Origin of the sequence: Chrysiogenes arsenatis DSM 11915 (assembly GCF_000469585.1) — a bacterium.
Lineage (GTDB): Bacteria > Chrysiogenota > Chrysiogenetes > Chrysiogenales > Chrysiogenaceae > Chrysiogenes > Chrysiogenes arsenatis.
Window position 1 is genome coordinate 17,167 of record NZ_AWNK01000009.1, and the last position, 14,150, is coordinate 31,316.

Consider the following 14,150-nt stretch of genomic DNA (forward strand, 5'->3'; position numbering starts at 1 on the left):
GAGGAAGGGCACTATGGGGTATTCTCGACTCGTTAGAATCATTTGTGCGGTGCTCACTTTTTTAAGCGCTGTTGCCTCTTCGACGTATGCCGCAGAGAAGGTTGTACTGCAACTCAAGTGGTATCACCAATTTCAATTTGCGGGCTATTACGCAGCGCTTGAAAAAGGCTTTTTTGCCGCAGAAGGGTTGCAAGTTGAACTCCGCGAACGTGATCGCTGGAAAAATAATATCTCAGAAGTGCTTGATGGTCAGGCTGACTATGGCGTAGCCGACTCCGCCCTGTTCCTCTATACCACGCACAATGCAGGAATTTTCATTGTCGCGCCGATTTTCCAACATTCTCCAAACGTCCTTATTACCCTTAAATCGAGCAATATTCAAAGTCCGTTAGATCTCATTGCCAAGCGCGTTCGCCTGTATAGCAATAATGCTGAAGGGTTTTCAATCATGGCGATGCTTGCTGAACATGACGTGCTTAACCGCGTTATTCAACAACCCTTTACCACCGATTACAATGTGCTTATTTCCGGCGAAACTGACGCTATCTACGGCTATAGCTCGAATGAACCCTACCAATTGCGTGAGCGCTATGGGGTTGATGTTAACATCATGAATCCAATGAATTTTGGGGTCGATGTCTACGGCGATATGCTGTTCACAACGAAACACGAAGCTCAAACACATCCCGAACGTGTTGCCGCCATGCGCCGCGCCGTCATAAAAGGGTGGGAATACGCTTTGGATAATAAAGAGGAAATGGTCGAACTGATACGGGCCAAATATTCCACCGAAAAATCCTACCAGGCGCTTATGTTTGAAGCACATGGTATTGAGCAGGCTGTTGGGCGATTTGCCACACCGCTTGGTACAATGAACCCCGGTCGCATCGAATATATTACCCAGATCTTCGCAAAGCATGGACTTTTGAACGAAGAGAACTTCAAGGCGGAACAACTTTTTTATCAGGTTTCCCATGCTGACGAACTGGCGCTGACAGAAAAAGAACAGGCCTTTCTGAATACTCATCGCACTATCAAAGTCGGTGTTGATCGTGACTGGGCGCCAATTGAATACGTTGATAATCGGCAACGTTATCGTGGTATTGCTTCGGAGTATCTTGAAAGTATTTCCCTGAAAACCGGTATCGCATTCGAAATCGTGCATGATGCGCCGTGGAATGAACTTTTACGAAAAGCCAAGTCGCATGAGATAGATGTGCTCGCAGCGGCTGCCATCACGCCGGAGCGGGCACGCTTTCTGAGTTTTACGCGACCGCATATCACCTCGCCCATGGTGCTGGTGACAGATAAATCGGTTGAGTATGTTGATCGTCTCAAAGGACTTACTGGGAAAAAAATTGCTGTTGTGAATGGGTACGCCTCGCACGAATGGTTACTGGCGCATCATCCAGAAATTGTCACGGTTGTCGTCGATTCGACCAGTGATGGGTTACGCGCGGTCAGTGCTGGCGAGGTGTTCGGGTTGATAGACAATCTCATGGTTGTTTCGCACATGATGAAAGCGCGTGGCTTCGCGAACCTGAAAATTTCCGGTCAAGTTCCCTTTACGTTCGACCTTTCGATAGCGGTGCGCGACGATTGGCCGGAGTTGCACTCTATTCTGCAAAAAGGGTTAGATGCTATTTCGCCCGAGGAAAAAAGTACTATTGCCAACCGTTGGCTTACGGTGGAGTATACAACAGGGACGAATTTCAAGGCCGTGATGCCGTATTTTTTCGTTGGTGCACTGGTGCTGTCTATCGCGCTTATTTACTCTTTTCGCTTGCGACGGCTCAACTATCAGGTGCAGGAAGCTCACCGGAAACAACAAAAACTTGCGGCAGATGCCGAAGCGGCGAATAAGGCAAAATCGGAATTTCTCGCCAATATGAGTCATGAAATCCGTACCCCGATGAATGCTGTTATCGGCCTTTCAGAAATGGCACTGGAGCAGTGTCGTGATTGCGAGCAACAAGAAAATCTGACGAAAATTCATCGCTCATCGTTACTCTTGTTAGGGATTATCAACGATATTCTGGATTTTTCAAAAATCGAAGCAGGAAAGTTAGAAATCGAATATTCGCCGTTCCAACTGAGTCAGGTTATTGATTCGCTCTCTATCCTTTTCTCCGATACGGCGCACCACAAGGGGCTGGAGTGGCGCGTGCATATCGACTCCAATGTTCCTCCTACGGTTGCGGGCGACGTGCAACGCGTTACCCAGATTTTGACGAATCTGGTGGGGAATGCTATTAAATTCACTGATCATGGTTTTGTAGCAATAGAAGTCTCGCGCATTGAAGATCCCCATCATGCACTCGTGTTGCAAATTCGGGTTTGTGATAGTGGCATCGGTATGAATCAGGAACAGGTGTCACGCCTTTTTACTCCCTACACTCAGGCCGATAGTTCTACCACGCGACGCTATGGGGGAACGGGACTTGGCCTTACTATTGCGCGCCGTTTAAGTGAGCTGATGGGTGGTGCTATTGCGGTTGAAAGCACGCTCCATGTCGGGAGTGTTTTTTCGGTGACGCTCCCGTTTCAGGTAGTAGCGGAAACGGTAACAGAGGAGGCGAATGCTCACGTGCATACTGGAGCGTCAAGTGCGGATCTTGCTGGCCGTCATGTGCTGGTGGTTGAGGATAACCCTATCAACCAAGAGGTGGCACGACACCTTTTAGAGCAATTCAAGATGAGCGTGACAACTGCCGATAATGGTGCAGAAGCGGTAGCACTTGCATCGAAAGAGCCACACTTTGATGTTATTTTAATGGATATTCAAATGCCGATTATGGATGGATTTGAAGCTACCAAACGTATTCGGCAGGTGTTGCCGGATATTCCGATTATCGCTGTAACGGCGGCGGTATTTTCCGAAGATCGTCGTAAAGTGTTAGCGTGTGGCATGAATGATCACCTCAGTAAGCCAATCAATCGACATAAAATTTTTGATTGTCTGTGTAAATGGATAGCACCGTCCGTTATAAACCCATCACATTCGAAAGTGCAGGAAAAAATGGAAGAGAAACCGTCTGCAAGGCACGATGATCCAGCCGGAATTGATTTTACAATCGCGCTACAAATGGTTGATGACGATCGAGAATTTCTTGACTCATTGTTGGCGAAGTTTGCCAACCAGCTCGCCACAGTCTTTACTCCTTTGCCGCACTTAGTAGCGACGGGTGCGACAACCGAAGCTTCAGCTCTCTGTCACTCGCTCAAGGGGGTGGCGGCGAATCTAGGCGCAACACGACTTCATGCCATTGCCTCCGAAATTGACCAATGCTACAAGCAACACATCCCTATCGAAAAACATTTACAGGAAGAGCTTCAAACGGCGCTGGGAGAACTTCGCGCCTCGTTGGAAGTGTACTGTGCGAAATAAACATTTTCGCACCATATTGTTTTTTCTGGCGTTTGCTTTGCTCTGTGTACCATGGAACGTGCCTGTGGCTGCGCAAGCGTATGAGCCTGTCAAGCCCCTCGTTATATCAGGCAGTACGACCCCTCAACCATCTATCGAAGCGGTTGCCTCGCTCTTTACCAGCGAAACTGGAATCCATCTTTATATTTTTGGCGAGGGGAGCGAAACCGGTTTGCAGAATATGCGTAACGGCACAACCGATGTAGCCATGGTCAGCCGTCCGCTTTCGCCAGAGGAACACAAGGAATTTGCCTCCGTTGTGATAGGGTATGATGCGTTAGCGATCATTGTAAATCAACGCAATCCGATCGAGGGCCTTGACTTTGCCACACTGCAACAAATCTATGCTGCTCCAATCCAGAATTGGAATGAAATTCCAGCGGGTGACGATCGTCAACTGATTGTTATTTCAAAACAGCTCAATCGTGCCACCTTGCGTATTTTTGAGGAGTATATCGGTCTCAAGTCACTTCGCCCTGATATGAGTACCGCAGAAGCAACCACAACTATTCGCGCTGACGCGTGGTTAGGTGATTCAAACGGAAATATCACCTCGTGGGTGGGTGGGATTCCCGGTGCTATCGGGTATGTTTCGTATGGTACCGCGCTGATGCATCAGAAGGCTGGTATGCCGATAAAATTTATTGCGCTCGATGGGGTGCTTCCCTCATTTTCAGCGATTTCCAATGGGCAATATCCTATGCGCCGTGAGCTCAATCTCGTCTACCTACCGGGAAATCAACGAGCAGATCAGTTTGCTCACTGGATGCTCGGTCAATCCGGGCAAATGGCTATTACTGCGGAAGGTTTTGTGTCAAGTGTCGATACGCTTCTTTCCGCCCCTGAAGCGAATCGGCCATGAATAAAAAGCTACTTTTTGCCAAACTGGTATTGCCAACATTTGCCGCGGTTCTTATTGCCCTCGCTTCGTTTGGGACGATTTATTCGTTTCTTAATCAAGAGCTGGACAGTACGTTAATTGAACGCGAGCACGTATTTCGTATTAAAGAGAGTATTGATGATATGGCCAAGGCAATGCAGCAATCAGTGTTAGCGCGGGAAATTGCGCTTCTTGCCGAAGCTGCACAGTTGTCGTTATTGGTCTATGATCGCATTGATACCCTGAACGATCGCAATCCCCAGCATGCCCATTCTTTGCGAGAGATGTATACCGACTACTATCAGCAACTTTCCATTACGATGACATTACTGCAAGAAAATCGTTTTGACGAAGGGAGACCACAACGGGTTCTGACGGCTGAAATTCATGATCATCTTCAAATAATGCTGGATCAGGTTATTTTTGAAATTGAATCGAGGCGACAGAGTACGACGCAAAATGTCAACATACTGATTTTCATTTCAACAGTTACGTTATGCGTCGTAGTACTGCTGAATGCCTTGTATCTCATACCATTTCGGGTCATTAAACCAATGACGGAACAGCTCGAAGCGCTTCAGGAACATCAGCAGAAGTTGCAAAATTTATTAACAACCTTACAAGCACGGATCGACGATGCGGTTACCAAAGCACGTGAGCAGGATCGCTTAATTTTTGAACAAAATCGTCGCCAATCCTTGGCGACTCTGCTGATAAATCTGGCTCATCATTGGCGCCAACCGCTGAATATTACCGGGTTACTGATTCAAGAAATCGAAGAAGAATTTGCTGAAGGGACTGTTGATCAGGAATGGATACACAAACAAGTTGACGCGGCCATGGAACATCTCACCCGCCTTTCTGACTCTCTGACAAGCTTTACTGATCTTTACGCCAGTAGTAATGCTACCTTACGCAATTATTATGTGATAACGGCTATGGAGCATGCCCTTGCCTTTGCCTCAGCGGCTCCATGGTACAAACGGATTACGATTCGTACTGATATTCCGCCACACGCCCATATTATGGGGATTCCAAGCGATATGGTTGAAATATTCAGCGAGCTCCTGCAGAATACCGGAGAGGTCGTCGATGCGCGAAACCTCTTCAATGTGACCGTTACGATTAAGGTTGTAGAAGTTTCGGATGATACACTTTCGGTTGAGTATCGCGATACTGCAGGCGGTATTGTGCCGGAAATTTTGCCGCAAATTTTTGATCCTTATGTGACAACGGCATTTAAAGCACGGGAAAAAGGGCTTGGACTCTTTATGCTTAAACGACTTATTCAAGAACGGTATAATGGAACGATAGCGGTGCAAAATGAGGGTGAAGGGGTACTTTTTACCTTAACACTCCGCAACAACAGCACGAAGCATAACACGACCATTTTTCGGTAAGTGAAGAGAGGGTAACATCATGGATACAAAACGAATGATCCGCATTGCCATTGGGAGCACTCTATTTATTGTGTTTATCGTGCTTTGTGTGGTTTTTTACGATAAGAATCGTGAAATGGGCAAAGGTTTCAGCGAAATGGTACGCCAGAAAAACGAAAATATGAAACTGCGCGAAGAGACCTCGCGTCGTCCATGGGGTGCTGTTCAATAGTCGTTTTCACTCAGTTCTGGCGTATCCAAGGGTGCGAGTACCATCCGTAGCGACCACTCCCGTCGGCCATTGGAACCGTGCAATTAAAGCGGTTTCGTTTCTGCGTTGCACTCACAAGTGGGGCGTTGGTGCTCATGGTAAATATCCCCGGTTCCGGCCTCTTCATCGTCAGAGGTGTGCCATCAAACGTAAAGCATGCCACTTGATTCCAGCGAAACGGGCTTGCCTGATTGACTTGAAGTGTGAGTGTCGCGCCGCTGCCAGAGAGTAACAATGGCGAAAGAGGCACTACCTTTTGAATTGGTAGTGCTACGGTACGTGCTTTTCTCGCAAACTCATCTATCTGGGCGTAGCGCTGTGCCATGGGGAAACGAGGGAGTGGTACTGGACTGATTCCTGCAGGAATGGCTCCTGAATGTTGTCCGAACGCAAAATACCCCATTTCGGTCACTATGGCGTGGGCTTCAGAACGGTACTCGCCATATGGGTAGGCGAAAAGCCGTGGTTGGGTTCCAAGTTCTTGGTCGATTCGTTGTTGTGCGCCCTCCACTTCGCGATGAATGCGGGCATGATATTCGCTGTCACTTTCTTGTGCTCCGCGTTCGGCAAATGAGGTGTGGCTCAGGGTGTGATTGCCGAACACGATTCCGTGCGAGGTCATTTCGCGCATCTGATCCCAGCTCATATAACCACGAAGGTTGCTATCAATAGCATCCGTTGGCACAAAAACCGTTGCCGGGAATTGATACTGTTGCAGCAATGGGAATGCTACCACGTAGACAGACGCATAGGCATCATCGATGGTAATTGATACGGTGCGCGGTGGAATCGCTTCTCCATGAGTACGCGCAGCAATCAGCCGCTCCAGTGGCCACACAGAAAAATCGTTTTGTGCAAGGTACGCAAGATGCGCGGCAAACTGCTCATGTGTGACATTGGTCGAAGGGTGTATATTTTCGCCAAAACGGTGATACATAAACACCACCGCGCTGGGATATTCGTCAGATTGTGTCGTCGCATATCCACCCTGCACCACACCGAGAGCACAGCAGAAAAGCACACTATAAAAAAAACTGACTGCCAAGGATTTCATTCTTTGTGCCCATCTTTCTTGAGTATCTTGCCCAACTTATCAAAATACTTGTCAGCCACGCGCACGACACCATCCATCGTTTTGCGATACACGCGCATAATAGGAACTTCGTTGATAAGCATCGCACCGCTTTCGTTACGGTTCAGCATCATACTGTCGCCGGGTTTCAGGTGCGTGAGATGTTCATAGTTTTCTGGGCCGGTGCCAATCAAGAAACGGTAATTTTTCTTCTCATAGGCCGCCTCAAAAACGACCAGCACGTTTTGCGGTGTGCCGCTTTTCCAGTGGAATTTACTGGTGCTGGCAACTATGCGCGCCTTAATTTCATGCTGATCGCTAAACAAGGTTTCAAGCGAGATGTGCTTCGGGCGCATCTGGTTCGCTTTGGGCAGATCGGTCGGGCGGAACGGACGGTTGGGGCGGTTTTCGTAGTGCACGGTGTTTTCAAGTATGATGACAACGTTATTATTGATCGGGCCACCAATCGAATGGCTGATGGCGACCTTTAGTCTATTGTTCTGCCGCAGAATGTCAAAGTTTTCAGCAATTTGTACCATGCCAGTCGCCCCGAGAGGGTGACCGCGCCCTTTCAGACCACCAGTCAGATTCGTGGCAAAGCGGCCATTTTCACCGGAGATCGCTTCGTCAAGCAAGAAGGTAAAGAGTTCACTGCGATCACTAAAGCCCAGATCGACCATATTGATCGGGCCAAAACCGTTGAAAGGATCGTGCATATTGATGTGAACGCGGTTTTCCAGTTCGCGCACCTGACGAATACCCGCCATGCCATATGCATGACGCGACGCAATCACGGTTGCGGGAAAAGTGGTGAGCGACGTCCGTTCTGCTATCGTTGGAATATCAGTCGCTGAACCGACGCCAGCAACGATGATATCTTGCGGTGTGGCCGTCAGAATACACGCCGAAACGGCATCGCTCATGGGGCAGAAATCGTGATAGCGCAGCGGTTCGTAATACAGGTAATTTTTCCCTTCAGCAATATCAGAGAAATACTGCTCCGTCGGGAGAAGAAAGTTGTTATGCGCTTTCGGATTCTGTGCGGCATAGTGATGCGCGCGAGCCGTGAGTTTGGCGCTGAATTCGCTCCATTTTTCGTTGGATAAATTGTTTTCATGCATCAGGGCGCGTGCTACCAAGGCGCCACAGGCAGGCATGGTCAGCCCGTACTCACTCTCTTCCTTATCAATAACGCCAGCGATGATCTTGGTCGCATTTTCGGTCGAAATATCGGACATTTTTTGGATGCCAATCACAAGGACGTTTTCATAGCGTCCAGAAGCTATTTCAAGGTAGCCGTTTTCAAACGCGCTGGCACCAGAGCTGGAAGCGGTGTCAAGCAGAATGCTTTTTGCACCCGAAATACCCAAAATACCAGCAATTTTTGCGCCGAGGTTATCCACTCCGTTAAAGGCAAAAGGGTTCTGTGAGCCGACGACGACAGCATCAATTTGCGATTTGTCAATCGGACTATTCAGGAAGACTTGCTCGGCTTGTTCAGCCAAAGCAAAAAAGTCGAGCTTCTCTTTTTCGCGACCGTTATATTTCCCCACTTCACTTGACATAGCAGCGGCGACATAGACTTTTCGTCCACGATACATACTCATTGATTTCCTTCTTTCTCTCGCTGTGGTTCGCGGGTGCGTTCGCTTGAGGCGGTGCGTTCCAGAGAAACAATCCGCCCCTGTGCATGACCGATGACCTCTTCGGCGCTGACGCTGGAATTGCCGGTCACTAACGCCATCCGAAACGTTACCGGGAAATCCTTGCCATCAACTTCAATAATCTCTTTTTCGACGTGCTCGCGTAAGGAGAGCAAGTAGCGTTGTTGATCTTGTTCCGGGCAATCCGCTGGAATAACGACGGCAAATTGCCCTGGCTTAAAGGCCGCCACGACCATGCCAAAGTATGAAATCTCTTCGAGCCACGAAGCAAACTTCCGCAACAGTTTTTCTATAGTACTGTAGCCATATTTCTTGACAAGCTTATCAACGCGCAGCATTTCAATGTAAGCAACTTGCACCGTGCCATCTTTCTTGGCAAGTGTTTCGTAAATACGGCGAAAGTATTTTTCATTATAGAGTTTCGTAAAAGGATCGGTTTCGTTGAACTTCTGTTTTAGGTTAATGTATTCGCGGGTAATGGTGGCGTAATTGGCAATAAATTGCAGCGTCGCCTGATCGGTTGGACTAAAAAATTCTTCTTCCGGGCTAGCCAGTGCCAGTACCATAACGGCTTTTCCCGCCTGCAAAATAGGGTAACCAAGGAACGATTGCAGTTGGCAGTCCTCGTTGCGTGAGTAGACGCAGGTAGCGTTCGAGCTGTGTTTGATATTGCCCAGCAGTAAGGGACGAGTGTTTTGTACCACCCAGCCAATCAAACCATCGCCAATCGGTACGTTGGGATGGACTTGTTCGTAAAAGCTTTTTTCAGTCGAAAAAGTGATGGTGTAACTGGTCTGTTTTTCATCAACCACGGCTAAAAAGCCGTGCTCGATCCGCAGTGTGTCGCAGAGCAGGCGGATGGCTTTAATCAGAATAAGATTGAGATCGTACCCTTCACCAAGAATTTTACTGAAGGCATACAGGATATCAAAATAGCCCGCTTTTTCGTCCATGTACATGAACCGTTGATAGTTGTAAATGGCGCGTCCCATCTGTTCCGCAAACATGTTCAATATTTTTTTGTCGCGATCATTAAAACCAAACTGCCGTTTTGAATCGATAATGAGAATGCCGCGATTGGATACCGGAATACCAAGGAATGACTTGATATCTTCAGTCTGCGAATAATAGGGGAAGCGGCTGAGGTCGCGATCCACTTTGGAAATGTCATACGTTTTGCCGTACTTATAGATGACGCCCAGAAAGGAATCTTCCACAGGGACAACGGCATTGGGCAGCAGGTTTTTGCTCAAACTATGACTGGCAACCATTTTCAGTTGGGTTGACGAGGTGTTGACCACAAAAAAGGCTGCTGTGAACGCATCCGTTACCGAGGCGATAATTTTTATCAGGTGGTCGAGTTCTTTATTGATATCCACGTTCGATCGCTCCTGAGGGTACGAGGTCATTGTATCGAGTTTTTGGTGGCGCAGCGCCTGGTCGCGAAACTATCCCGCGACCGATTTCATAAAGTGTTCGTCGATGATAGATAAATCGACGCTGACGATTTTACTGACACCGGGTTCTTCCATCGTCACACCGTAAAGCCGATCAGCCGCTTCCATCGTCCGCTGATTATGCGTGATGATAACAAACTGTGTGCCGTGTGCCAACTCTTTGACCATTTCGCTGAAACGGATAACGTTGGAGTCGTCGAGCGGCGCATCAACTTCGTCCATAAAACAAAATGGACTCGGTTTCACAAGGAAAATAGCAAAGATGAGTGCTGCTGCGGTCAGTGTCTTTTGGCCGCCACTGAGTAAGTTGAGTGTTTTCGGGCGTGTGCCGGGTGGCTCGGCGATGATTTCGAGCCCGGCTTCCAGCACATCGTCGTCGGTGAGCTTCAGGTACGCTGTGCCGCCACGGAATAGGCGCGGGAAAACGATCTGGAATTGTTCATTAACCGCATGAAAGGTTTCCATAAAACGTTTTTTAGTCGATTGATCTATTTTGTTAATTCCCTCTTCAATCGTAGCGACACTTTTTTCCAGATCCTCTTGTTGCGCTATCATAAAGGTATAGCGGTTTTCTATCTCTTGGTAGGCGTCGATCGAATCAAGGTTGACACTGCCAAGCGATTGCAGTTTTCCCCGCAAATTCCCCAGCTCCATCGTTGCTTCTTTTTCGTCGAAGAGTTCCGGGCCGAGGGCGTACCGTTCGAGATTTACCAACTCAATGGATTTTTCCTCTGCCTGACGGGTCAGGTTATCGAGGAGGATTTTATGGCGTTCGATTTCGAGGTGAACCGCATTGGCTTTCTCCTCGAGCTTGGCAAGTGAGTCGCGGAAGGCGGCTAACCGTGCTTTGAAGCTTTTGGCCTCTTCGCCCATTTGGTCGAGTTCGCCATTCACTTCTTGCAAAATGGTGTTGTTTTCGTCCAACGTCCGTGCAATCACGTCTAGGCGCGTGGCGATTTGTTCCATCTCGGTTTTGGCATCGGCTTCGCGCTGGCGAAAATCGGCCATACGGGTCGTTAAAGCCGCGATGCGCGTAGTGGTGTCGTCGAGTTTTGCCTCTTTGTCCTTCAGCGTATAGGTTTCCGCCTGAATGATTTCTTCGATACGCGCTAGGCGGATGCGCGAGTTATTGACGTTTTCCATCTCCTGTTCGATTTCCGGTTGGATATACTCGATGGAATGGGCGATATCTTCGAGTTCAAACTCAAGGTCTTGTTCGCGCGAACCGAACTCTTTGATTTTTTTCTTGAGCGCGTCGATTTGTTCGTTGGCTTGTGCCGCACGACTTTCGATCCGTTCACGATCATGCGCGATGGTAGCCAGATGGCGCTGCAACATCCCAAGGCGCGACGCATATTCGGCAACGGTGCGGCGACGAGCATCGCCTTCTGGTGCCAAACTTTGTGTGCGGTGTTGCAGTTCCGCCACCGCCATTGCGCTGGTGCGGGTGGCAGCCTCGCCATTGATGAGCTCTGCATCAAGGCGCTGCACAACCTGTTCGGCGTCAGCAATCTCGCTTGCGAGTGTGATGAGCTGCGTTTGCAGGGCGTAAATGTCGGTTGCGGCACCCGTTCCCGCACCAAAACAACAGTTCGCGTGGTAGAGAACCCCCTGTTGGTTCGCAAAAATTGCGGTGGGATGCTGTCTGGCGAGGCTGGCGGCAGCGTCGGCATAGTAAAGATTCGGCGGAAACGCAAATGGGGGTTGTTCGTCGACCAAGGTGCTAATGTGCTGCGCGCCGTCTATTGTTACCGGTTGAGTGGTAGCGCCCGTCGCAATCTGTGCCCCTTCACCTTGAAAACTGTCTGCAACAATGTATCCGTAGGCGGCGGCTCCCAAGAGGGTGAAAAATGGTGTTTCATAGCCGGGGCGAATTTTGAGTGTACTCAGTACGTCGCCTTGGTGTTCGTCGGGTGGCGCTGTCTGCGCTTTGGCAATCATTTTTTTCAGTGTTTCGCTTTGCGAGAGCCGTTCGTACAGGGTTCCTTTGGCTTCGCCCTGTTGGCGTCGCAGCGAGTCGAGTTGTTCGGCAGCGGCATTTTTCGCCGCTTCAGCCGCCTGTATTTGCTCGCGCAACGCGGCAATTTCCGTCTCAATCTCAGTGAGGGCGAGGGTTGCTTGATGATGTTCGTCGGTCGCGGTCGCTACTTCCTGACGGACTTCGTTTTCTTCTTTTTGACATTTTTCGATGTCAGAAACGGTTTGTTTTAACGCGGATTCCAGGTCGATAACACGGTTGCGGTTGTTGGTGATTTCGGTCTTGGCGGTAAACGAATCTTTGCGTGCGAGTTCGAGTTCTTCGCGCAGACCTTCCAGCTTTTTGCGCTTCATCAGGAGCGCTTTCTCCTGTTTTTCCATCTCTTCGCGCAAGGTTTGCTGACGGCTTTGGTTCTCGGTGGCTTTGGCGCGGAATCGTTCGACTTCGCCTTCCAGTGCTTCGCGCATCCGGTCAAGTTCGGTCAACTCTACCGATTCTTGCCCGGCATAGGTGTCAAATTGCGTGAGCGAGTGGGTGATGCTTTCCTGCTTTTGTGTGAGGAGTAAATGCTCGCGCGTGAGTTCTTCTTGCTGCTTCAGGTGCCATGTTTGTTTCGCTTCCAGACGAGTCATGTGCGCGTATTCGGTGCTCAAACGCTTTTGGAGATCGTCCATCTGCTGTTGTTGCGTTGTCCGTTGCTCGGCAGTCTGCTTGGCCTGCTCAAGGTACGCTTGCAGGCGCGCGCTGTTATCGTGGTATTGCTTGGAAAGGATTTGTGTTTCGAGTTCGTAGATTTCCGCTACCAATTCTTTGTAGCGGAGGGCTTTGCTCGCTTGGTTTTTTAGGTAGTTGTATTGTTTACGGACTTCTTCGGTCACATCTTGCACGCGCAAAAGATTGGTGCGCACCCCTTCGAGTTTGGTGAGCGCCTCTTTTTTACTCTCTTTAAATTTATTGATTCCTGCCGCTTCTTCTATAACGGCGCGCCGCTCTTGTGGCCGTGAGGTGACGATTTGGTGGATTTGTCCCTGTTCGATGATCGACATGGCACGAGTGCCGACGCCGGAATCGAGAAAAATACTCCGCACATCGCGTAAACGCGCCGCGGTGCCGTTAATCATATATTCAGAGCCACCGCGTGTGGTGAGGCGACGGATCACTTCGAGTTCTTGGAATTCGTTATAAGGGTGCGGGAAGGTTTCAGAGACGAGGCGAAGTTTCACTTCCGCCATTTCGGCTGGTGGGCGGCGTTGCGTGCCACCAAAAATAACATCGCTCATACTGGTGCCGCGCAAATCTTTGGCTTTTTGCTCACCCATTACCCAGCGGATGGCATCGGAAATATTGCTTTTGCCGCAACCATTTGGTCCAACGATACTGGTAATTCCATCGCGGAATTCCAGCACCCCTTTGTCGGCAAATGATTTGAAACCACGGATTTCAAGACGTTTAAACTTCACTCAGCACTCTCATCAGCGATATTGGAAATCAGGTGTATAGATACTATAAAAGCGCGGTGGTTTCACGAAAATAAAACATCGCTCTACGAACTTGGCAATAGTGGCTTATGTTTTCGGGAGAAAGTGCCGACAAGTGAGGCAGCGGTGCGTATCGTCGTCGCTTGAGTTGTCAGCATATTTCAAGGAGGAAATCATGCGCACTTTGATTATTACAGGCTTGATCCTGTTCAGCTCGGTGGCTCTTGCCAATACAGCCAAAACGCTTCCACCTTCGCCACCGATGGGCGGAATGGTCGCTCCAGCGCCTCAGTATTCCTATCCGCAAGCCAGCAGCATGTACTATGGTGGCCAACAAGCCGGATACTATCAACAACCACCCGTCGCGACGTATTCCTACACCCCACAGCCAGCGTACGAGGAAACCGAGGTCTATGTGCCGGTCATTCGGTACGAAAAACGGAAGGCGTTTAAGCCAGTTGGGGCGGTAATGCCGGGGCAATTGCCAACGATTCAGTCGCATCCGGTAGGAGCGATGCCGCCGCAGTATCCAGCGTATCGTTAA

General features: G+C 49.2%; 9 protein-coding genes. 5 read left to right on the forward strand and 4 right to left on the reverse strand.

Going from position 1 to position 14,150, the window contains the following annotated elements:
• The first annotated feature begins 13 nt into the window (after positions 1-13).
• From P304_RS0107830 to P304_RS0107845, 4 genes are read left to right on the forward strand one after another with little or no spacing between them, the layout of a single operon-like run.
• Positions 14-3,388, forward strand: coding sequence for an ABC transporter substrate-binding protein (locus P304_RS0107830; RefSeq protein WP_027390090.1), 3,375 nt, complete (start codon positions 14-16; stop codon positions 3,386-3,388).
• Entirely contained in the window at positions 3,378-4,289 is a 912-nt protein-coding gene (locus P304_RS0107835; protein WP_027390091.1) for a substrate-binding domain-containing protein, read from the forward strand. The genes P304_RS0107830 and P304_RS0107835 overlap by 11 nt, the downstream gene beginning before the upstream one ends.
• Positions 4,286-5,707, forward strand: coding sequence for an ATP-binding protein (locus tag P304_RS0107840; protein WP_027390092.1), 1,422 nt, complete (start codon positions 4,286-4,288; stop codon positions 5,705-5,707). Before P304_RS0107835 ends, P304_RS0107840 begins: the two co-directional genes overlap by 4 nt.
• A gap of 19 nt (positions 5,708-5,726) precedes the next feature.
• Positions 5,727-5,918, forward strand: a complete 192-nt coding sequence (locus P304_RS0107845; RefSeq protein WP_027390093.1) for a hypothetical protein — start codon at positions 5,727-5,729, stop codon at positions 5,916-5,918.
• Between the two features lie 10 nt (positions 5,919-5,928).
• On the opposite strand, the gene P304_RS0107850 is transcribed toward P304_RS0107845, so the two are convergent.
• From P304_RS0107850 to P304_RS0107865, 4 genes are all read right to left on the reverse strand, one after another.
• On the reverse strand, positions 5,929-7,002 hold the full coding sequence (locus tag P304_RS0107850; RefSeq protein WP_160165035.1) for a polysaccharide deacetylase family protein: 1,074 nt from the start codon (positions 7,000-7,002) through the stop codon (positions 5,929-5,931).
• Positions 7,003-7,007: 5 nt separating this feature from the next.
• Positions 7,008-8,636: a thiolase family protein gene (locus P304_RS0107855; protein WP_027390095.1), complete on the reverse strand. Its 1,629-nt coding sequence runs from the start codon at positions 8,634-8,636 to the stop codon at positions 7,008-7,010.
• The gene (locus tag P304_RS0107860) at positions 8,633-10,072 is read right to left on the reverse strand and encodes a sensor domain-containing diguanylate cyclase (protein ID WP_027390096.1); all 1,440 of its coding nucleotides are present in this window, start codon (positions 10,070-10,072) and stop codon (positions 8,633-8,635) included. Before P304_RS0107860 ends, P304_RS0107855 begins: the two co-directional genes overlap by 4 nt.
• A gap of 69 nt (positions 10,073-10,141) precedes the next feature.
• Positions 10,142-13,588 (reverse strand): AAA family ATPase, encoded by a 3,447-nt coding sequence (locus tag P304_RS0107865; RefSeq protein WP_027390097.1) that lies wholly within the window; start codon positions 13,586-13,588, stop codon positions 10,142-10,144.
• 193 nt (positions 13,589-13,781) lie between these two features.
• On the opposite strand from P304_RS0107865, the gene P304_RS0107870 reads away from it, so the two are divergent.
• Positions 13,782-14,150, forward strand: coding sequence for a hypothetical protein (locus tag P304_RS0107870; protein WP_027390098.1), 369 nt, complete (start codon positions 13,782-13,784; stop codon positions 14,148-14,150).

What these genes read in the sequence shown, in the direction of transcription:
- P304_RS0107830 (WP_027390090.1), top strand. Translation starts at nt 14, where the DNA reads ATGGGGTATTCTCGACTCGTTAGAATCATTTGTGCGGTGCTCACTTTT.
- P304_RS0107840 (WP_027390092.1), top strand. Translation starts at nt 4,286, where the DNA reads ATGAATAAAAAGCTACTTTTTGCCAAACTGGTATTGCCAACATTTGCC.
- P304_RS0107845 (WP_027390093.1), top strand. Translation starts at nt 5,727, where the DNA reads ATGGATACAAAACGAATGATCCGCATTGCCATTGGGAGCACTCTATTT.
- P304_RS0107855 (WP_027390095.1), bottom strand. Translation starts at nt 8,636, where the DNA reads ATGAGTATGTATCGTGGACGAAAAGTCTATGTCGCCGCTGCTATGTCA.
- P304_RS0107870 (WP_027390098.1), top strand. Translation starts at nt 13,782, where the DNA reads ATGCGCACTTTGATTATTACAGGCTTGATCCTGTTCAGCTCGGTGGCT.